Annotated in this window: 14 protein-coding genes; 10 read left to right on the forward strand and 4 right to left on the reverse strand. The window is 35.2% G+C overall.

All coding sequences use genetic code 11. The features are described 5' to 3' along the window. The first annotated feature begins 52 nt into the window (after window positions 1-52). Complete coding sequence (locus tag ACFS3A_RS24765) at window positions 53-1,753, forward strand: hypothetical protein (protein WP_379828234.1); 1,701 nt, start codon at window positions 53-55, stop codon at window positions 1,751-1,753. A gap of 111 nt (window positions 1,754-1,864) precedes the next feature. Next, window positions 1,865-3,724, forward strand: coding sequence for a DUF4365 domain-containing protein (locus tag ACFS3A_RS24770; RefSeq protein WP_379828235.1), 1,860 nt, complete (start codon window positions 1,865-1,867; stop codon window positions 3,722-3,724). A gap of 77 nt (window positions 3,725-3,801) precedes the next feature. Here ACFS3A_RS24770 and ACFS3A_RS24775 read toward each other — a convergent pair whose 3' ends face one another. Continuing rightward, window positions 3,802-6,489, reverse strand: a complete 2,688-nt coding sequence (locus ACFS3A_RS24775) for a DUF4365 domain-containing protein (RefSeq protein ID WP_379828236.1) — start codon at window positions 6,487-6,489, stop codon at window positions 3,802-3,804. Between the two features lie 792 nt (window positions 6,490-7,281). Between ACFS3A_RS24775 and ACFS3A_RS24780 the strand changes: the two genes are divergently transcribed. From ACFS3A_RS24780 to ACFS3A_RS24795, 4 genes are all read left to right on the forward strand, one after another. Beyond that, a complete protein-coding gene (locus ACFS3A_RS24780) occupies window positions 7,282-7,698 on the forward strand; it encodes a single-stranded DNA-binding protein (RefSeq protein WP_379828237.1) in 417 nt (138 codons plus the stop codon). 34 nt (window positions 7,699-7,732) lie between these two features. Further along, entirely contained in the window at window positions 7,733-8,794 is a 1,062-nt protein-coding gene (locus tag ACFS3A_RS24785; RefSeq protein WP_379828238.1) for a DUF932 domain-containing protein, read from the forward strand. 240 nt (window positions 8,795-9,034) lie between these two features. After that, window positions 9,035-10,567 carry a DoxX family protein gene (locus ACFS3A_RS24790; protein ID WP_379828239.1) on the forward strand — a complete coding sequence of 511 codons (1,533 nt, stop codon included), beginning with the start codon at window positions 9,035-9,037 and terminating at the stop codon, window positions 10,565-10,567. Window positions 10,568-10,654: 87 nt separating this feature from the next. Continuing rightward, a complete protein-coding gene (locus tag ACFS3A_RS24795; protein WP_379828240.1) occupies window positions 10,655-10,930 on the forward strand; it encodes a DUF6520 family protein in 276 nt (91 codons plus the stop codon). A 73-nt stretch (window positions 10,931-11,003) separates the two neighbouring features. Here ACFS3A_RS24795 and ACFS3A_RS24800 read toward each other — a convergent pair whose 3' ends face one another. The 3 genes from ACFS3A_RS24800 to ACFS3A_RS24810 are packed head-to-tail and all read right to left on the reverse strand — an operon-like array spanning window position 11,004 to window position 18,002. Beyond that, window positions 11,004-13,637: a S9 family peptidase gene (locus tag ACFS3A_RS24800; RefSeq protein ID WP_379828241.1), complete on the reverse strand. Its 2,634-nt coding sequence runs from the start codon at window positions 13,635-13,637 to the stop codon at window positions 11,004-11,006. Between the two features lie 11 nt (window positions 13,638-13,648). Further along, window positions 13,649-15,025 carry a RagB/SusD family nutrient uptake outer membrane protein gene (locus tag ACFS3A_RS24805; protein ID WP_379828242.1) on the reverse strand — a complete coding sequence of 459 codons (1,377 nt, stop codon included), beginning with the start codon at window positions 15,023-15,025 and terminating at the stop codon, window positions 13,649-13,651. 10 nt (window positions 15,026-15,035) lie between these two features. Then, window positions 15,036-18,002, reverse strand: coding sequence for a SusC/RagA family TonB-linked outer membrane protein (locus ACFS3A_RS24810; protein WP_379828243.1), 2,967 nt, complete (start codon window positions 18,000-18,002; stop codon window positions 15,036-15,038). 618 nt (window positions 18,003-18,620) lie between these two features. Between ACFS3A_RS24810 and ACFS3A_RS24815 the strand changes: the two genes are divergently transcribed. From ACFS3A_RS24815 to ACFS3A_RS24830, 4 genes are all read left to right on the forward strand, one after another. Beyond that, on the forward strand, window positions 18,621-18,869 hold the full coding sequence (locus tag ACFS3A_RS24815) for a transcriptional regulator (RefSeq protein ID WP_379828244.1): 249 nt from the start codon (window positions 18,621-18,623) through the stop codon (window positions 18,867-18,869). A 31-nt stretch (window positions 18,870-18,900) separates the two neighbouring features. Beyond that, window positions 18,901-19,023 (forward strand): hypothetical protein, encoded by a 123-nt coding sequence (locus ACFS3A_RS24820; protein ID WP_379828245.1) that lies wholly within the window; start codon window positions 18,901-18,903, stop codon window positions 19,021-19,023. A 146-nt stretch (window positions 19,024-19,169) separates the two neighbouring features. After that, the gene (locus ACFS3A_RS24825; protein ID WP_379828246.1) at window positions 19,170-20,033 is read left to right on the forward strand and encodes an HNH endonuclease; all 864 of its coding nucleotides are present in this window, start codon (window positions 19,170-19,172) and stop codon (window positions 20,031-20,033) included. Window positions 20,034-20,204: 171 nt separating this feature from the next. Next, on the forward strand, window positions 20,205-21,119 hold the full coding sequence (locus tag ACFS3A_RS24830) for a DUF2971 domain-containing protein (protein ID WP_379828247.1): 915 nt from the start codon (window positions 20,205-20,207) through the stop codon (window positions 21,117-21,119). Window positions 21,120-21,185: the final 66 nt, after the last annotated feature.

The raw sequence follows: 21,185 nt of genomic DNA on the forward strand, positions 1-21,185 counted from the left end.
TGTATTTAAAAGCTAAAACATAAAGAACAAGGTTATTAAAAAAAAGCAGCTGATGGCACTACAGGCAAAAGGGATTTTTTATAAAAAATTAAATGATAATGAAATAATTGATTTAGATATTACTATTGATTATGAAATTATTCTTGATCAGTCTGTTATCAACTGGAACCGAAGAACTATAAAAGGAATAATTTTTAAGGAGAAAGTGCTCATCAAAGACGCTGAAATAAATTTTGGCTTTTTATTTATTGACTGCAGATTTGAAAAAGGAATTAGATTTAATAACGTAAAAGCATCAGGTTTTGACGGTGCATATAAATACAGTATAGAATTTGAAAACTGCCATTCCGCATCCTTTGTTATTGAAAACAAAAGCATCCTGACAAGAAATATTTTTATAAACAAATGCCAGATTGAAAAAATTATTATAAGCGAAACAGCAGCTGATAATGATGCTATTGCCATTCATGATTCTACAGTATCTTTTTTGCATATTCTCAATTCTAAATCCAATCTGAATTTAAGGCAGTCTGTTTTTAATAAGCAGGTCAGGTTTGACTCTATAGCAGGGGATTTCAGTTTTTACGGCAATGAATTTAATAAGGACATTGAATTCTGGGATATTGAATGTTACAGCAGTTTTTCATCAATTCATAATGTATATAAAGAAGAATTTGAGATAAGTGCATCAAGAATTAAAAAGCTTTCCTTGTTTGGCGATCACTTCCTGAAAAAATCAGAACTTGAAAATAGGGATATTTCGGTCAGATCAGCAGAACCAGTCAAGTCATTTATTAAGGAAATTTATATATCCGAAACAAATTTTACCCAGGGCTTTGATTTTAATGGTCTGGGCGAAAAATTGGAAAGACTTGAAATAAAAAGCAATCCGGAATTAAAAGGAGTTTTAAAATTCGAAGGCTGGGAAATCGATAATGTATTAATTACAGGAGTTAACCAGAATTTAAAGTTATTGTTTAAAAGAGTTTCATTCCGTTTTTTCGTAATTAATGATTTTACTAATTACACTGATATCAGCTTTGATAAATGCAGAGGTTATGATGGTAGCACGCTGAATCTGTCGGATTGCGATTTAGGCAGCACTCGGTTTAATGAGTTTGATTTCAATAGTTTTGTTGAGTTAAGGTTTGATAATGTAACACTGGATAAAATCAGGCCTGCAAATAATAGATGGTTTGATGATGTAAAACTGAAAATTGAAGTTGCAGGGCAGACCGTTGAAGAAAGATTCAAAAGAAAACGCGAAGTGTACAAACAGCTGAAACACGCTTTAAAGAACAATGGAAATCAGATAGACAGCCTCTTTTTCCAGGCAAGAGAAATGCAGGCATACAGAGATGAATTAAGGCATTCAAGAAAATATGGAAATGGCGATAAAATAATTATGACTTTCAGTAAATTTAATGATTATGGACTGAATTGGATAAAACCTGTAAAAATAGTCTTAATTGTGACGTTTCTGCTGTACTTATTGATTCTTCCAGGCATTTCAGATAAAATATTATTTTCATTTTCCTGTGATGCGGATGATTTAAAAAATACTTACGAAATTTTCATTGCTAATTTCAAAGTTTTATGGAGTCTTTTTAACCCCGCTAGAAGAACGGATTTGGCTTATGGGAAGACGATTCAGACAGATTGGATTTATTTTCTAGACCTGCTTCATCGAATATTTCTTGCCGTTATGATTTTTCAGATTATTAAGGCATTTAGAAAACATGTATCCAGTTAAGCTCTAAGTATTATAATAAAAGAGTTTTTTTTAAAAACTTTAAATTATTCTGATAGCTCTGTGAATTGATTTTTTTGAATTCAAACATCAGGATAAAACATTCAAAACATTATGCCACGTAATATTATAAAAGCGGAACCAGCATCTTATCCCTATACAAATACGGCAGAAATAAATGCTGTTACGGTTCTTACGCACATCTTGGATAAAAGCAGGGTAAAACCTTTTTTAAATACGCTGGATAAAGTTCCAAATGTTGACGGATACTTTGAAATAGTTAATGAAAAGCAGCAGCCTGTCGGCAAGATCGAAGTTCAGATAAAATTTCTACCGGAAAAAAAAACAGTCAAACCAAAGCAACAGTGCGATGTCGCTTTTTTAGCATACTGTGAAGGAAGCATTCTCCCTGTACTTTTAATTGTCGTTGAGCCAACGGCAGAAAAAGCATTCTGGATTCATCTGAATAGAAAGAATCTTGCCGTAATCAGTAAGAGGATTAAGGGGGGCACGGTAAATGTTGACATTCCTTCTGAGAATAGAATTGAAAAAAATCAAAATTCATATATCGCATTGTGGGAGGAGATTCTGGCAGAGTATAAAACGCGGCACATTAATTATGACAGTATCAAGGAGGAACTTGACACAGTCAGGGCATCAGAAAAAAAAATAAAAATGATAACAAACCCGGCATTAGGGATTGAGAGAGATTATTTTAGGGAAATCCACCATTTTCTGGATTATTACAATCATCTGCTTGAAAACGATTTTGAAATTATCAAAGAAATTTTTTTCAAAGACTGCTGGAAAATTGGATTGGCATATTCTGCTTATTCAGATCATCTTTTAAGTTATTCTTTGTTCACAATTTTATATAATGCCAACGATATCCAAATAAAAGAAATTCATCAAAATCATTCCTACCAGCTGGAGAATGTCCTTAACTATAGAAGCCACAATGCAGCAAATCCGATCAGGCATTCACCTGAACAATATGCTTATGAACACATAATAGAAAATCTGAAGAAAATTGTTGATGGGAAAATGCTGCTGCCGGTAAATGAATTTGTCGCAAATGAATATATTGTTTCTTTTTTAGACTGTTACGAAGAACTTACTGGATTCGATAAAGGCGCTGAATATTATAAACTTAACGATATCTTATATGCCATTGATGTATATATGCCGCTGATCTGTTCGGAATATTTTCAAAGCGAAAATCAAACAGAAGAAAGCAGTTTTGACCTGGAACATTTTCGATGGCATATTTTTGCTGAGGAAATCGAAGAACTCAATAGAAACGTCACAAAAAAACTAAAAGAAAACAAAAATCTAAAATCAGCGGTAAGGATTTTTTCATCGGATTTTAATTTAAAGTATTTAAGGGAGCTTATAAAGTACTTGGAAAACTTAAATGAATTATCAGTGAAAAGACTTTATCCCCAAAAACGCTGGTGGCCGGAAAAGCGATTTATTTGGGAATCCTATGATAAGGAACAGATAAAAAGTATTATGACTACCATATTCAAATGCCTTCCGAAAGTTTATGATGAATTTGCTGCAGAATATTTCCCTAATATAAAAGATCATATTTCTTTTTTTTCGCAATTTGACATGCTTATCATAAATCTTGAGGTTAAAGAAGAGGTATTAGAGGCGCAAGACGCTCCTGGCATAGAAATGATATATTTGGAAAAGCTGGGTCATAAAGCGGAGCCCCAGATAAATCTTTATTTGAACGGAAAGAATATGCCTTTTGTTTTACGCGATGCTTATTTAAACTTGGACCGGACAGTGATTATTGAGAATGAAAATTATAAAGTTTTAGGCTCTTCTTCGAGTTTTCTGGATAATATTTTTCATGCTGTGCCAATGCAGGATTATATCTATGATACCTTGAAAAACCGGCTAGAAAATTACCTTCATTCTTTTAAGGCCGGCAGCTCTTCAATTTTCAAATTTACAAGATATTAGATAATTTTTGCAGGATGATTTAAATGAAATATTGCCTGAGAATATTTCAAAGAAAATAGGGAAGAGAAGATTGCTGTCTATGTAATGATTTCCAAGTATACTTTTGCAACACCCTCAATGTAATTTTCTTTCAGTGCGGCCGCTAAATGTTTCTGAAGCATTGGGCTTCCTTTAAAGGCTTTCATATAATAAGAACTTTTATTGTAAAGAACCCAGTAGCTGTTGAATTTCGTATAATCAAAACCGTTCAGGTTCATCAACCAGTTATAATATTCTTGATCAAGCGCCTTACTGGATAAGCTGCGGATTTGCTCGGTAAATTCTAAGTCAAATTTAAAAAACAGACTGATTAGCTTTTCTAAATAATAATTTCTGGTTTCTTTCTTTCCATAAAAAAAGGCAGTACTAAGCGGTTCTTTGGTATAATCCGGAGTTGCGTCAATGTATTGCTGCATAAGGACAGCATCGTACTCGATAATGTCCAGTATAGTAAATGAAAAGAAATTGCTGCTCCTGAAATCTACATGCAGTTTTTCAGCTGCATAATTTCTTATTCTATTTTGAGTGGTGTCGGTTAATTTTGGTATAATAGATATTAAGCCTGAAAATTTGTTTCGATGATAAAAGTCTTCTGGATTAAATTTTTTAATGGAAAGAATGCTTTTAAGTTCATTTTCCAATAGCTGTCCTTTTGGAAATTTTGCGGCATATATAGTGACCGCCAGTGAGAAAGTGCCATAATTGTATTTCTCATAGGATATTACAAAAGCAATTATTTTTTGGAGGTTTTCAGTAGAGATATTTGAAACAGTATTTAGAAAAACATGAAGGTACTCAAATGAGGTGAAATACCAGTGGTTGAGCTTTACAATAAGAATTAAATATTTATTTAAAAGAATATTTCTAGATTCATCTTCAATTTTGACTGCAGATATGATCAGAAGATAGTTTTCGATAATGCGTGAAATTTTTTTATTATGAGAATGATTTTTTTCTACAAACTCAGATTCTATAAGGGAGGCGGAAGCTGTTAAATTGTCAATATATAAAGACAGGCGTTCCAGCAGACTGTCATCTGCTGCTAATTTTATAGATTTCACGCGATATTTTTTAAGTAGCTTTTGCACATGTGCCGGCTCTGCGTGAAAAAGCCACATATCGATGATTGTTGTTTCAAAATTCCCATATTTTGAAGAAATTGGATTCTTTATGGAGTGCATCGCAAATATCCCTTCAAGCAGTTTGTTTACCAGTATTTCAAACTCTCTGTACTCGTTATAAATCAATAAATTATATTCTATGAAATAATAGGTGCGTAAAAATTCTGTTATTATTGTTCTGGAAAAACTGTTATTTGAGCTTCCTCCGAGCTGGTCCTCCAACCACATATTTTGAATGTCAGTCAAAATACTGTCAATCGAAAGAACACTATTTGGCACCAGTCTGTTTTCCTTGGTCAGCTTTAGAAAATCATGGAAATATCCAGGAAGTATAATCTCATCCAGAACGAAATTTTGTTTGTCAAGTTCTTTTAATATTTCTTCTCTTGAAGAACTGAATACATTATTGGATATTAAAGTTTTTAACTGAAGTAGATTGTATTTAGCTGTAATATAGATTCCGGGATTATCATTTCTGCTGATTTCTTTCAGCAGGCTGCTATATTCCCGAAAGGATTTCTCATAATCGCTCATTAGAAAAAAGGAATATGCTTTTTTCAGTTTATCCTCCTGTTTTAAATTATTGTTTTGTGCTTCCAATAATTCTGAAGTTTTAACCAGATCAAGCTTTTTATATGTACACCTTTCACATTTGCAGTCATTTGAAATGAAGAGATCATGCACACAGATACGCGTTTGTTCTTTTTCAGCAGGCCCTTGCCAGTCAATGTGGTTAATTAAATTTAATTCGAAAAACTCTATAATTCTGAGGAGTTTATTCTCAAGGTCATCTACATTTTTATATTTTGTAAATTTCGTGCTAAAGGAAATTGTATTCTCGCTGAGATTGAGGTTCTGAAAGAAATCAAAGAAAATCTCATTATCGGTTGTCAGTATGTCACCGGACAAGGAAGTTCTGATGCTTATGAAAGCAAATATTTTATTGATTATGAATGTAGGGAACACATTTATTCCACGATAAAGATCCAAAATTTTAACAAATGCATCTACAATATTTAGCTGCTTCACACTTTGATAGATAAAATCATAATTTGAAGTGTTGTTGATTTTTAATTTGTTTTTATGAATCTGGGATTTTCTCGAATTTTCCAAATCAGTTAAGAATCTTTCAAAATTTTCTTCATTGAGTATATTAAAAGTGGAAATATTGACCTTTAAGGATTCTATATTGGAATTGGTCTGTGTAATAATTCTGTCTTCCAGCTGATGATCTAACTGAACGGGATACCAATAGACTTTCGTCGATTGAATATCGCATACAAAAAATATGAGAGGCTCCGAAAGCTCATAATAAAAGTAATTCGCATGCCTGATTGACATTTGAAAAGAAAACGTATTGTCCTTCTTGAAATTAAGGTTACCATTTGTTCCCTTGCATTGAATTAAAAATAGAAGCTCTCTTTTTGTTTCTTTGTCAAATACCTCAATATAGTAATCAATGCCCCAGTCTTGGCTTGAATCGGTTTTGTTTTCCCCCAGCTCTCTATGCTTGAGAAGGAATAAGTCTCTCAATGATCTTGTTATGGTATCATTGGCCGTTTTTTCAATATATCTGTTGCTTGGAACACTTTGTTTATCAATCATAATTTTACAAATAATATTCTAACTTAAGTTTAACCAGCGCTTAATTAAATGCGCATCTATTCAAATTTTGGCTTAATTTACATTTTTGCATCAGCAAATCTTCTTAAGCAGGTTTAATATTTTCTAATAGGAGTTTAGGGTTAAAAAATATTTATGGTTTCAAAAACCTGTCTATATATTTATAAATTATCAGGTTTTATTGCTATGGTCAAATTGAATAATTTTAACGCCATTCTTGTTTCTAAATATGACTGTTCAGTCAATTGGCATCACTACTTTTCACTTGTTTTTACTCCTTTTTAATTTCATTTTCATTCTATGTTTTACGCTATTTCAATTTGCGTGATTATTTATAACATAAAAACATAAAGCTGACGTAAATATAATAGAATAACACAAATCACATAGCAGGTATTTATACCCGTTTGATAATACAGTGACAGCTCTTAAGCAAACGAACGGTAGGCTGTTGTTTCTCTGTAATTAATACATAATACTTTAGGTTTTATTTACTGTGAAATAACAGAATTTGATGTTTTCATTCGAAACGGCTAAAAAGGCAGCCAAGATAGCGCCGGCTAGTCTGCTTCGTGCGCATAACAGACTCCGTTTCACTTCTTCTGCCCTTCGGGACTTATAGCACTGTGCAGCCTTTCTCTTGCGCTTAACTGCTGCTTTCTTTTTTTCCGTTTTTTCTTTTGAAAACAGTTTTCAAGGGCGGAGCGGGACTTAAGGGAAGCAGTTAAATCATTCAGTATTAATAGGTTTTACAAGCCTTTAAATTTTAAGATTATGGAAATTACAGGAAGAGTCACAGCAGATGCCATAGTGCATAAGGCAGGCGAAAGAGAAGTGGTTAATTTCAGCATAGCGGTCAATGACCGCTACAAACCGAAAGGAAGCACAGAGTACAAAGAGGTTACAACCTTTATCAACTGTTCTTACTGGCTGAGTGTGAACTCAGCGCAGTTTATCAGGAAAGGGGCGGTGGTGCAGGTATCAGGAAGAATCGGAATGCACGTCTACATCAACAGCGAGGGAAACCCTATGGGAAGCATTGATTTTCATGTGAATTCGGTAAGCATTATTGTTTTTGCTAAAAAGGGAAATGAAGCTGACGCGGCAGGCAGTAATGCGGGGCAGAAAGCAAACAGTAGAAAAGCTGCTAAGAACGCAAATGGCGCGCCTGCGGACGATGTGCCATTTTAAAGGAGTCAGTTTAACTATTAAAAAATCAGAAATCATGGCACATCATATTTATTTTAATGAGCAGACAGGAAAACACAGTTTTTTCAGCGTAAAGGAAAAGCCGTGGCACAACCTGGGTCAGATAGTGCAGGACTACCCGACAAGCGCCGAAGCGATAACACACGCAGGACTGGATTTTGAAGTGGAGAAAAGAAGGCTTTTTACGCCTTCTGCTCCGATTGTGACGCAGGATGATATTATATCGGGCAGACTGGATATAAAAGACTACTGCAGCACCGTGCGCACCGATACTGATACGGTGCTGGGCGTGGTGGGTAAAGATTACCATATCGTGCAGAACAGGGATGCTTTTTCTTTTTTTGACAGCATTGTGGGCGGTGACGGCATTCTTTACGAAACAGCGGGGGCGCTTGGAAACGGCGAACGCATTTTTATCACGGCTAAACTTCCCGATTATATCCGTGTGGGAAAGGATGACCTGATTGAAAAGTATCTTTTCCTGACCACCTCCCATGACGGAAGCGGCAGCATTACGGCAGCGTTTACGCCCATCCGCATAGTATGCGCCAACACTCTTAATGCGGCCATGCAGTCTAAAACCAATACTGTACGCATCCGACATACCTCAAACGCAAAAGAACGTTTGGAGCAGGCGCATAAAGTAATGGGCATAGCAGATAATTTAACTGCGAATCTGGAAGCAGTATTTAACCATTGGACAAAAATACGGGTAACGGATAAGGAATTTAAAAAACTGATACAGCATGCCATGGCACCAGGAAAGGAAGTGCTTAAAAAACTTCAGGAAGGAAAAAACGAGCAGTTATCTGCCTGTTTCAACAACATGGTGGATGATGCTTTTGAATACGGCATGAGTCATCCCACGCAGCAGACAACAGAAACAAAAGGAACGGTTTTTGGCGTTTACAATGCCGTTACGGGCTATTTTCAGAATGTGAGGAAGTATAAAAGCGGGGAAGCGAAACTTGCTTCAATCCTAATGGGAGGCACAGCCCAGCTCCGCGGGCAGGCAGCTTTTAATATCTGCAGCGGTCTCGCCTTTAAGGGAATCGATTCTTATGTGATGCCGAATTAAATTAGTTTAAAAAAATTAGGATGCAGGCAGTTTTAGACTGCCTGCATTTCTTGTGCCCGCCGCGCTGCAAATCTAGCCGATTTACAGCGCGCTATTTTTGAAATCCGCTTTGAAGGAAAAATCCCTGTTTTGGAAAAATTAATCCCTGATTTGGATATGTTTTATGCGAAAATACTGATTTACATTTGTTTAAGTTTTTATCAGGATCGTTTTCTGTTTCATTTCTAATCAAAATAAGTTATGGCCCTTTCACCAAAAATCAAAAGTATCATCATTGAAATTATCTGTATGCTTTATGTGCTGCTGTTCGTTTATGCGGCAGCAAGCAAGTTAATGGGTTTTGAGAATTTTCAGGTACAGCTTGGACAATCTCCTCTTTTAAGTGCATTTGCTTCTTGGTTATCCTGGATAGTTCCACTGGCTGAATTATTAATTTCAGCACTACTCATTTTTCGCACTACCAGATTATGGGCGTTAGCGGCAGCTTTTAACATCATGGTTATGTTTACGGTATATATCTTTGTTATACTCAATTACAGTTCTTATGTTCCTTGTTCGTGCGGCGGCATATTGGAAAAAATGAGCTGGAATGATCACATGCTGTTCAATCTAGTTTTCGTTGTCTTAGCTTTTACCGGTATAATAATGCATTGTCAAATAGATAGGGATGTAAATAATAAAAAATGGTTTATGCCATCTTTAAAAACAATAATGCTCTCTAGCTTTACAGGTACAATTGGGGTCATATTTTTGTTTTTATGGTCCGAGGATATAATGCGCTACAATAATCCCTTTCAAAGAAGATACGTTAAAAATGCTGCGGAAATGCTAAAACAGACGGATTTAAAGTTTAATTCATTTTATATAGCCGGATTTACCAACAAGAGATTATATCTGGGGAACTACAGCAATCCTCAGATTATGGTATCTTTTGGCAGCAATCTGCAGAATAAAAAAATTGAAAAAATTGATTTTGATCCTGGTAATATCCCTTTCCAAAATGTCACTTTAAGCGTCAGGGGTAATTATATTTTTTTAAAAGACGGAAGAGCTCCTGCATTATTCAGAGGCAGTGTTGGAAACTGGAAAATTAATAAAAAATTCATCGGGATGCCTTATTTCACCCGTGCAGAACCGGCGGACAGCACTACAATAATATTTCGCAACAATAGCGGCCGGAATTTATCTAATGTACTGGGGATTTTTATTGCCGAAAGCAAACCCAAAATAAAATACCATAATTCTATTTTGGAGAAACAGATTGACGGGATTTTTGATACGGATGGTGCCTTGTTGTATAGTGAACATCTTGAAAAGATGATATATTTATATTATTACAGAAATGAGTTTATTGTTACCGGCAAAGACTGTAAAATTGATTACAGAGGACATACTATCGATACTATTTCAAAGGCAAAAATTAAAGTCACTTACGTAAAGAACGGATCTGGAAGGACTATGTCTGCACCGCCGCTTTTAGTTAATGCTCACGGTTATGCCTTCAAAAATCTACTTTTTGTCAATTCCAGGATAATGGGAAGATATGAAGATGAAAAAACATGGAAACATTCTTCTGTAATTGATATATATGATATTAGCAAGCATTCCTATCTTTTAAGTTTTCCAGTTTATAATATTAAAGTAGAAAAGTTAAAATCCTTTATAGTTACAGATACATATTTATATGCTTTAATAGGTAATCATCTAGTGGCTTATCAACTAAAAGAAAACATCAGAAAGGAAATAAAGAACTCATCGCTGAAATCGAACTGAGTTTTTAAATTATACCGGCCGGTTTCAGGATAAAAGATCGAACACCTGTAAAAAAGTAGATCATTGTTTAATATAATCTTAATTATTATGAAAACACCATTTAAAAATGTACTGCCTATTGCTGTTGTTGCACTGGCGGTATCCGGTGCCTTTGTAACTACTTCGATGCAGAGTGCATCTAAGAGTACTGCACCTCAAGTTGGTTACCCAAGAAATGCCATGGGAAATTGCATACTAAATCAGCCTCAGAACTGTAATACCACCGAGGCAGACTCGTACTGCTATGTTGGTGGTGGCACAAGCGGAACACGCGCCTTTGGCACAGCTGATGACTGTAAAGAGATTTTGTGGCGTCAACCATGATTATGAAATTTATTAATTAAAAAAAGAATGCCGCTCAATTGAACGGCATTCTTCATTTTTCTTTAGGCTATAGCTATTTCATTGCTTTGCTTATCCATGTATATTTTTTCTCGTCCTTAAGATAATAATCCATCCACTGCAAGACTCTTTCGAAAATATCATTCTGGTTAACAGGATTTGACAGTACATGATTTTCCCCCGGATATAAAAGTAAAATGCTTTTTTTTTCAAGTCTTCTGAGAGCTAGATAATACTCAATACTTTGATGCCAGTCAACTTGCGTATCTTCTTTACCTGTCCACATAAGCAGTGGGGTATCGAGCTTTAAAATAGATTCAAGCGGGGAATTCCTGTCAAAATCTGTCGGATTTTCGAATGGAGTTTTTCCTTTAAGTCTCCACTCTTCAGTTGCAAAGCGCCACATATTGGCTTTCAAATGGTTCCATCCGACAGTCAGATAATAACTCCTCAGATCTGTTATAGCTCCACTGGCTACAGCTGCAGCAAACATATTGGTGTGATTGATTATAAATGCAGTTTCATAACCTCCAAAAGAGTGTCCTAATAAAGCTATTTTCTTTGAATCTACAAGTCCCATATCTATAACTTTTTGCGTCCCGGCCGTCACGCAGTCAAAGGATGATGGTCCTGCATTTTCACTTTCATGAATAATATCGGGAAGAAAAAAGAAGTATCCCTGTGTAGTAAATACAGTTGAATTTATTCCTGCCGCATTATAGGACGTAGGGTTTTTGTAAATATGCAGATCCCTAGACTGTTCTTCATAAATGCTTACAATCATCGGATACTTTTTTTGCGGATCATAATCTGCTGGATAATGCAAGACCCCTTTTACTTCTTGTTTTTTTGAATTTTTAAAATGTATCAGTTCAGTCTTTCCCCAATAAAATTTATTGTGCTGAGGGTTACTCTGAAAAATTGTTTTGCAGTTAGATGTGTTTTGGCAGGAGATTAAGCTAGGCGGCAGGTCAAATTTTTGTTCAGTAATAAAATAGGTCTGCTTTTTTGAACTGTAATTCAGATCACTGATGTAAGAATCTCTAAATACAATTGGCTCTTCTCCAGTTTTTTTATTCCATCTAAAAAATCCAGTCTTTCCGTCATCGCCTTCAGCTTGCAATAGGAACTCCTTTTCGATATCAATATTTGGAATAACTAGTCCGCTATAAGTGAATGCAAGAACATTTTTGCTTGGAATTTTAGCAATGCGAAATTTAATTTTTGATTCACGTCCTTTTGTAAGCCGCCTAACATATTTGCCATCTGGCGTTATGGCCCAGATATCAAACTCATCATAAAGCAAAATTTCTTTATCTGCTTTACTCCAGGCGGGATTTCCAAATGTGGTGTTATATTCAAATGTTCGTATCTTTCCTTGAAAGGAAACCCCAGTTTTTAAAGTTATATTAGTATGGGATTTAGTTGCGATATCATAAATCCACCAATTTTTTTCACGATAATATGCAATGTAACGGCCAAGCGGCGAGGGCACTAAATCCCAATATATTGCTGACTGTTTTTTAAGTAGAAGCTCTTTACAGCCATTTTTAACATCCATAATGTAAAAATCTCTCGGCCCCTGGAAATCGAACTGAGGTTCGTAATCCTTGGGATTGGATAAAATGGCATGCTCATAGTTTCCCGTCAGGATGACCTTTGGAAGTGAATCTGAGGAAATTGCAGAAATGCTTCGTGAATAAGGCTGCCATAGCATTATTTTTTGCTTCTTGTTAAAATTCCCACGGCTCTGCTCATCAGGGTATATCCATTTATCATTTGTGTTCCATATTTCCACCTTTGATTCCGGAACATTGGAGGCTGAAGATTTTGCCGCTGCATTAAAAAAGAGCATCTTCGCATTGTCGGCAACAACCAAGGCATCCCCATATTTATCTGCTAAAATCATATCATTTGGAATTGTAACATCCATCGCAGGATTAAGCTCAAACAATTTTTCTGGCTGCAGAGCTAAAAAAAATAATGATTTTATGCTATAAGCATCGCTTTTTGAATAAAATGCAACTGCTTTAGAGTTATTGGACCATTTAAAATTCTCAAACGAATTACTTCCTTTTGTAATTGTTTTTGTACTATTGATTTTACGGAGGTCTACAATTTGTGCAGAATTAATTCCATTATAAAAGGTTATGTAAATAAGGCTGTGTGAGTCTGGACTGACGGAATAATTCTTTGCATGGGAAATTTTTCTTAAAATTTTTCCAAAGGGGATTTTGATAAGCAGTTTGTTTTCTTGCACGTCCTCTATGATAAGCAGATCAGTAATTTGGGAATAGTTGTAATTCTGGGAAGCAGGAAAACTCTCTTCCCTGTTACTCTCAGGATCAAAAATATGTATAGAGTCCTTGGAATGGTATATAAAATAGTTGTTCCTGGTAAAAATTGTCTGGCGAACAGATGGAAACTCATATACTTTATTTGTAACCGTATTTTTGACAAAAAGAGTGTCTGCTCCATTTTCATAAGTCATTCGATAGCTTGTCCAGTTTTCATTAGGTGATATCCTGTCGACTTCTAGCGACCCCCATAAATCATAATCAGAGGATGAAAGCTGTTTTTTTAGTACTGCCTGCCCACGTATCGGACAGGCTACTAAAAACAAAATTGAAAACAAAACTAAAGCTGGTATTCTAAAAAGAAGTTGATTTGATTTATAAAGAGTGTGCATAAGTGTAAAAATTAATATCCTGGATTTTGCGGTCTTAGATTAGGATTAGTATTAAGCTCATTTTCTGGAATCGGGAGCAACTGGTCATTGATATCCCAGCCAGGCTTAACTAAGGAAAGAACGGCGTCAAGTTTTTTGAAACGCTGCAGATCAAAAAACCGATGTCCCGATTCTGTAAAAAGTTCCCATCTTCTTTCATCAAGCACCGCTTTTAGGACTTCGTCCTGTGACTCGGCAGCTGTATTTCCAAGTCCGGCACGGGTTCTGAGTTTATTCAGGTCTTCTTTAGCTCCAATCAAATCTCCTATTCTGGCTCTTGCTTCCGCTCGTATAAGGTACTGTTCGGCTGTCCTGAAAATTATGGAGTATTCCTTTGAAACTGGAGTGTTACTCTGTTCTTTGTATTTATAAGCATGAAACCATGACTGTCCATTGTTTTTCACTTCTTTTGTCCAGTTAATTTTTCGAAGATCCTGTTCTGAAAATGATTGGACAAGAGAAGAACTAAGGGCCGTAAATGCAGGTGGCCCTTGGTCAAATATAAATAAGGTCCCCTGCAGAGTATTCTGTCCTGCTGTGGCTGACTGAAGCTGCCAGATGGTTTCTGTGGAATTTAGTAAAAAAACAGAGTTTGGTGCAGGAAGCGAGTACATCGCAGTATTATTAATTACTGATGATGACTCATTTGCCGCTTGCTCATAAGAGTGGTTTTCTAAATATGTACGAGCCAGTAATGCCTTTCCGCAGTATTTGTTTGGACGTATTCTCTGACCGCTGCTGTAGTTTACAGGAAGAAAAGATATCGCTTTTTCCAGATCTGAGATGATATTTTTGTAGACCTCTTCTGCACTAATCCTGTTTGCAGTACTGTTTTGCCGATAGTCCGTGCTTTTTATGTAGGGAATACCGCCAAAGAGCTTAACCAGATAGAAATGCGAAAGCGCGCGAATAAACATTGCTTCCCCTAAAAGCCTGTTTTTATTCTCTTGTTCTATATTCTTGCTGGCTTGAAGTCCTTCAATTACTGCGTTGGCGGCATAAATCTGGTTATAGGAAGTATTCCAATATGCTAAAACATTTCCTGACGAAGCTAGAAGAGTATTATTAAAAAAAGGAATGCTGGGGTTCGAGGGACCTCCAAATGCTGTCAGTTCATCAGTATAGTTTCCTAACTGATTTGATATTCCCGTATAAGAACCGTTAAGCAGTCCCGAGTCCCTTATTTTTGCATAAATATCAGCCATTGCTGCATCAGCGGTGGCATAACTTTCAAAAACGGCTGTATTTGTTAACTGCGATTTTGGAAGATTAACTTCAACAAATGAATCGCATCCAGCAAGCATAATGATTGTGCACAATATGCTTATTTGCATAATTATTGTTCTCATAATTTTAGATTTAAAAATTCAATTGTACTGCTGCTGAAATAACTTTTAAAGGGGGTAGAAAGCCATAAGTTATAAATTCGGGATCTCCATCTTTATAATTTGTAAAAGTCAGCAGATTCTGCGCCTGCAGCATTATTGTGCAGCTTGTCTGCTGCGGTTTTAAAGGCAGTTTGTAAGAAAGTGAAATATTTTTTAGTCTTATAAACGAGGCATCAGTCAATGTTGCGTCGCTGTCATTGTAATAAAACTGCCCCATAACAGCTGCACTGTTCTGTCCTGTAGTGTAAATTTGGTACTGGGAAGCATCTCCAGGATTCTGCCAGCTGCTGGTAAATCTTTGCTGCTTATTGGACATATCACCTGCAGCTCCCATGGGATATATCTGGTTCTGCTGTTTTACGAATTGGAACAGAAAGTCAAGTTTCCAGTTTTTATATTCTATATGGTTTTGCAACCCTCCAAAATACTTAGGATTCAGGTCGGCAGCATATTGTTTGTCTTCTGGATAAGTAATTTTTCCATCGTTATTTAAATCTTCGTATTCATAAATGCCAGTCTGCTGATTTATTCCTTTTAATTTGTACAGGAGTAAAATATTCAAAGGACTTCCTATTCTATACCTTTGGCTGTAGGTAGAACTTTCCAGACCTGGAAACTGGAGAAGCTCATTTCTTTGCAAAGTGAAATTAAAGCTGGTGGAAAATTTAAAATTTTCTGAATTGAAGTTAATGGTTTGAAAAGTAAACTCAATGCCTTTGTTTTTAACAGTTGCCGCAAGATTGGCCTGCAGTGTCGAGAACCCTGTAGTTCCAGGCAGCGGTATCCCTACGAGCTGATTAGAAGAGCGGTTTTGATAATAAGCTGCCGACATCGTAATACGATCTTTCAAGAAGCCAAGTTCAACAGCAGCTTCCAGCTTTTTATTGATTTCCCATCCAAAATCAGGATTAAAAAGTCTGGATGGCTGAAGACCTATAACTCCATTGTAATTTACTCCGGAACTTGAATAAGTGTTTAAAAATTGGTAGTCACCAATTTGATCGTTGCCTGTAGAGCCATAGCTGGCTCGCAGTTTTCCAAAACTCAGCCAAGAACTATTTTTAAGAAAATTTTCATTGGAAAAAAGCCATGCAGCTCCGGCCGCTCCAAAAACTGCGAACTGGTTTCCCGGACCAAACCGGCTTGAACCATCACGTCTCGCAGTTAGGTTTACTATATACCTCTTGTTCCAATTGTAATTTATCCTGCCGAAAAATGCTTGATACTTATATTCATTTTCATTGTTCCCTCGAATGCTGACACTATTTGCCGATGCAAGATTATAAATTAGACTGTTTGAACTGAATCCGTTTGCATACAGGTATAGAGTAGTACTTAACTGCTGCTGGTATGTAGCGCCGGCCAGCATGTCTAAATCTCCATCCAAAATGTTTTTTTTCCAATTAATCTGCGGTTCAACAATCCAAGATGACCTTCCGGTATTATTGGTATAAATTGACGATCGAATACTGCTTATATTATAAATTGGATTGTACAAAGTGGAAGGATTGGTTCTGGTTTCCAGCGTGCTAAGATCAGAAAAACCGAAGCTGCTTTTAAGGCTTAAACCATTGAAAATCTCATAAGACAAAAGGGTACTTGCAATTAAATCTTTTGTATGTGAATGAAACTGTGAATTATTATTACTAAGGGGATTCTCCCAGGTTGCATTCTCCCAATTCAGAGAACCATCTGGATTATATAAAGCGGGGGCATTTGGAGAAAGAAATCTGGCGAGACTTGAATAATCAGTTGATGGCAGGTTGTTGTCCTGTATGGTGTAACCTGCAGAAAATGTAATGTTGAATTTATTATCTTCGGAGCGATGGTTGATATTTAGTTGTTCGCCACCCCGCACATATTTAAAATCGCCCGGAAAGACGCTGGTTTGGCTATGGTAATTTCCATTAAACAAAAACTGCGTTGTATCGCTTCCTCCTGAAACACTGCCTTGCAGGTCATTCATTTGCGCTGTTCCGCCTAATAATTCTTTCTGCCAGTCAGTGTAGCGGTTTTGATCCCATGTTCCATTTACATCGTAATCAGTTTCTCCATATGGAATTCCATCGTTAATAAATGCCTGTCTTCTCATTTTGAGATACTCCTGTGTATTCATTAGTTTAAGAAATCTAGTTACGGTTCCAGCTCCCGTTGAACTGGTAAGGCTGAATTTTGTTTTTCCGGCTTTTCCTTTTTTGGTCGTGATAAGCACAACCCCGTTTGCTCCTCTAGAACCATAAATAGAGGTGGCATCTGCATCTTTTAAAACCTCGATACTCTCTATCGTATCAGTGTTGATGCTATTAAGAGGACTCGTTGAGGATTGAAATATGGTAGAAGTGGCAGTTGAACCAATTGGATCTGAAGAGTAAGGAACTCCATCAATAATATATAATGGCGCATTTGCTGTGGCGCGCAAGCTATTCTGTCCCCTGATTTTAATATCGAAACCTCCGCCGGGAACTCCGGAAGACTGCGTAATGCTAACACCTGCAATGCGCCCCTGCATGGTTGCAAGAACATTGGTTACCGGCTGGGTTTCTATGTCTTTAGAAGTTATTCTCGCGATACTACCGGTGCGTTCGCTTTCCTTAACGGAATAATAACCTGCATTGACCCTGACTTCCTGCAGCGTAGTAGTATCATAAAGAAGAATAACATCTATCTTAGTTTGTCCAGACACAGGAATAAGTTTAGTTTTAAAACCAATGAAAGAAACTGTAAGAGTGTCATTAGCACCAGCATAAATTAGATAATTACCGGTATAATCTGTAATAGCGGCTTTATCTGCCCTGCCTCTGACAGAAATTGTTACGCCGGGAAGCGGAGCACTTCCGTCAGTAATAATACCTTGAATCTGATGTTGTTGAAAAAATAATTTGTAACTCCGTGCTGAATTTCGTGCTGAAGAAGATGAGAAAGACAATATAAAACCCATAAAAAAAAGGCAATAAAGCATTTTCCCACCCTTGTAAAATGAAAAATAATTCATAATATTGGATTGGTTAGTTTAATGATAGTTTGATTAGCTACGGTCCTCTATGCTAGTTTGGTCGCTGCGGTAGAGGGCCATTTTTTATGCATTAAGTAAACGGCTTAATGGTCATATAAGGAAGATAATTTGTTTAATTCACATTTAAATAATTAAGTTAAAGGTTCAACACTTGCAATGCGAAACTTTAAAATAAAGAAAGATTTACTTTGAATTTTATTCGAGTTATTATAAAAGGACGCAGAACTCAGCTTATTGTTTCAGAGGCATTGGCATACCCAACCACTAATAAGTGAGCCCACGTCCATAAGGTCGTGAGCATCTTACTTATCATCTCGTGGTTTTAAAAACGCCAATTTTCTGAAACGAGATTCAAAGCGAATGCTTCAAATATTTTATAAGAAGTATCGCAAAAATACAATCCTAACGGATTAAAAGCAAATATAAGAAAAATATTTATCCGTTTGCTATCGCAAACGATTTTTTTATGTAAATGGTTTTATTTTGTTAATACAAACTGATAAATTGAATACAAATAAATCTACTTCTTTCGCAACTAAATGTATGCTTTCCAAAAAGCATATATGTAATTTTATTGCAAAAAAATGGATAGTTGGTAGAAAGGATGAAGAAGGAAAAGATGTGAGTTTTACATCATATGGTAATCAATGTGATCTTGTAACCAGTACTATTTCAAAAATCGCAAGTGATGAAGGGTATAATATTCCCATAAATACATTAATAAAAATTTTAAGGAAAGAAGAGATGACATTATCACAGTTCTTTATAGAATGTGAAAAGGAATATTTATAACTATACAATCAATTGATAAAAAAGATGCCAAATGGCATCTTTTTTTATGCTCAATAATTTAAAAACAGGTATTTCTACGGTGGTCTTTTCATTCTTAAAAGAATTATTTTGCAGCTACAACGATAAGGTTATGGAAAACCGTAAAGAAAAGTAAAATGATTTGTAAGTTTGGTAAATTAAGTGCAATGACATAAAGCTAAAAGAATTTGGATTTATTTAAACTATTTTATGACTAGTATATAATTTACCAGGAATTAACCCACAGAATCAAGAATATAATTCCATTTTATAATTTAATTTATGAGTATTTCTGTAAAAACACGAAAAACACTTTGGGCAAAATCAGGAAATCGCTGTGCCATTTGTCAAAAAGAATTAGTTTTAGAAAAAGATCAATTCGATGTGATTTTGAACCTAGGCGAAGAGTGTCATATAGTTAGTAGTCAAGACAACGGTCCACGTCATGAAGTTATACCAAATTTTGATTATGACCAAACTGACAATCTTATTTTACTTTGTAGCAATGATCACAAGATGATTGACGAGCGTGTCGAATTTTACCAAAAAAATTATTTAAAAATTATAAAGGAAAAACATGAAGCATGGGTGCGAAATACTCTTGACAATCCAAAAGAAAAAATAACTAAAGAAATTTCAGTACAAGAAAATTTATTAGCCTTCATGGTAAATAAGAATCAAAAAATTACAAGTATGAAATATTCGACAGAAGCTCTGTATCATCCTAAAAGTTTAGATCTTGCATTCACTGAGGTAGGAGAACTTAAACAACATATTAAGGACTTTATCTCCAAATCACATTCAATGGCTCCAGACTTAAATATTATTGCTCGGGATAATCAGCACCATATTTGCGATGTAATGCTCAACGGTTTTTCCTTGTTATGTCAATTTTACCAAGCTTATGGAAACATGGCGCTAAATTCATATTTGCTATTTGCTATTGTAAAGGGTTATTTTGATAAACATGGTCGTAGTGATCCTTTTAATCCTGTCACAAAACAAGAATTAATACGCCTAGAAGTTTCATGTGACAATACTGGAAAGATTGTTTGGAGGGATAAGCAAAATAAAGAACAGTATTTTGAATCAGGAAAAATAGCAGACATTTGGCTTGACAAATTTATTAGAAAATCGTTAAAATAATGCCAACCTGTAATAGCCACGACAACTTATTTAGGCATTTGCCTAATGTAAAAATGATGTTGCATTTGGGATGATTTTGCAAATCCGAAGAATGGACTTTAATTTAATTCCAAACCCGCTGTAAGTTCCAGAACTCCAGCTGTAATCATGTAAAGAATTCTATAAACAAATATGAGCTATTTTAAATACACAACATTAGGCACTACTAAACTTATTATTGAAAACAAATCATTAAGATGGTCAAGTCCTTTACAATTTAACGATATTGAAGAATGTCAATTTGTTCCATACTCAAAAGAAAGTTTTGAAAAAGCTAATCGTGAATATTATGATATTCTAACTAGAATAGCTAAAGGTGAAACTTTAGATTATGATTATAATAAATTCAGTTCTATAACAAATATGATTATAGGAATGATTCAAATATCTTTACAACAGAAAACATTTGATTCATCTTCTATAGTTGATAAGGTAATAAATCTTGCAAGTAATCCTGAAGCAGATTTTCGAGAATATATTAATAAAGGATTAATAAAAATTTTTAGAATACTTTGTGTTACAAACAAATATGATAATAAATTAATGTGGGCACATTATGCTGACCAACATTATGGCTGTGTTATAGAACTTTCAGATTTATATATTGAGAGACCATATAATTTAAATGAGGGAAAAGTTGAATATCATGAAAATTTACATCCAAAAACTAATTCTTTAGATTTACTACTGTATGGTGAAACACAAGAATTACGTGATTTAATTATTAAAGATGTTATTTTTTCCAAAAGGTCAGCATGGAGTTATGAAGAGGAATATAGGTTAATGTATGCTGAAAACTTTGGTCAAATTAAATTCGAGCATAATTTCCAAACAAATCAAAAATCTCTTATGGCAATAAATCAGACCGATAAATCTTATACTGATGTACCTATTGATAAAGAATTTATTAAATCTATTACATTCGGCACAAGAGTGAAAGATGATGATATATTTGAAATTAAAGATCATTTAAAATCAAATGATATAAATTGCACTTTATATAAAATGATTTTAAATGGAGTAATGTTAGAGAGAATCAATATATAAAGATTAACTATAACTAAACATTAACTACAAATTATTTGAGAAAATTGGCTTAAATAGAAAGAATGC

This window comes from Flavobacterium notoginsengisoli, from assembly GCF_042686225.1.
Taxonomy (GTDB): domain Bacteria; phylum Bacteroidota; class Bacteroidia; order Flavobacteriales; family Flavobacteriaceae; genus Flavobacterium; species Flavobacterium notoginsengisoli.

Bases quoted from the DNA above. Each gene is read 5' to 3' on its own strand.
- ACFS3A_RS24765 (WP_379828234.1), top strand. From the start codon at position 53: ATGGCACTACAGGCAAAAGGGATTTTTTATAAAAAATTAAATGATAAT.
- ACFS3A_RS24770 (WP_379828235.1), top strand. From the start codon at position 1,865: ATGCCACGTAATATTATAAAAGCGGAACCAGCATCTTATCCCTATACA.
- ACFS3A_RS24775 (WP_379828236.1), bottom strand. From the start codon at position 6,489: ATGATTGATAAACAAAGTGTTCCAAGCAACAGATATATTGAAAAAACG.
- ACFS3A_RS24780 (WP_379828237.1), top strand. From the start codon at position 7,282: ATGGAAATTACAGGAAGAGTCACAGCAGATGCCATAGTGCATAAGGCA.
- ACFS3A_RS24785 (WP_379828238.1), top strand. From the start codon at position 7,733: ATGGCACATCATATTTATTTTAATGAGCAGACAGGAAAACACAGTTTT.
- ACFS3A_RS24790 (WP_379828239.1), top strand. From the start codon at position 9,035: ATGGCCCTTTCACCAAAAATCAAAAGTATCATCATTGAAATTATCTGT.
- ACFS3A_RS24795 (WP_379828240.1), top strand. From the start codon at position 10,655: ATGAAAACACCATTTAAAAATGTACTGCCTATTGCTGTTGTTGCACTG.
- ACFS3A_RS24800 (WP_379828241.1), bottom strand. From the start codon at position 13,637: ATGCACACTCTTTATAAATCAAATCAACTTCTTTTTAGAATACCAGCT.
- ACFS3A_RS24805 (WP_379828242.1), bottom strand. From the start codon at position 15,025: ATGAGAACAATAATTATGCAAATAAGCATATTGTGCACAATCATTATG.
- ACFS3A_RS24810 (WP_379828243.1), bottom strand. From the start codon at position 18,002: ATGGGTTTTATATTGTCTTTCTCATCTTCTTCAGCACGAAATTCAGCA.
- ACFS3A_RS24815 (WP_379828244.1), top strand. From the start codon at position 18,621: ATGCTTTCCAAAAAGCATATATGTAATTTTATTGCAAAAAAATGGATA.
- ACFS3A_RS24820 (WP_379828245.1), top strand. From the start codon at position 18,901: ATGGCATCTTTTTTTATGCTCAATAATTTAAAAACAGGTATTTCTACG.
- ACFS3A_RS24825 (WP_379828246.1), top strand. From the start codon at position 19,170: ATGAGTATTTCTGTAAAAACACGAAAAACACTTTGGGCAAAATCAGGA.
- ACFS3A_RS24830 (WP_379828247.1), top strand. From the start codon at position 20,205: ATGAGCTATTTTAAATACACAACATTAGGCACTACTAAACTTATTATT.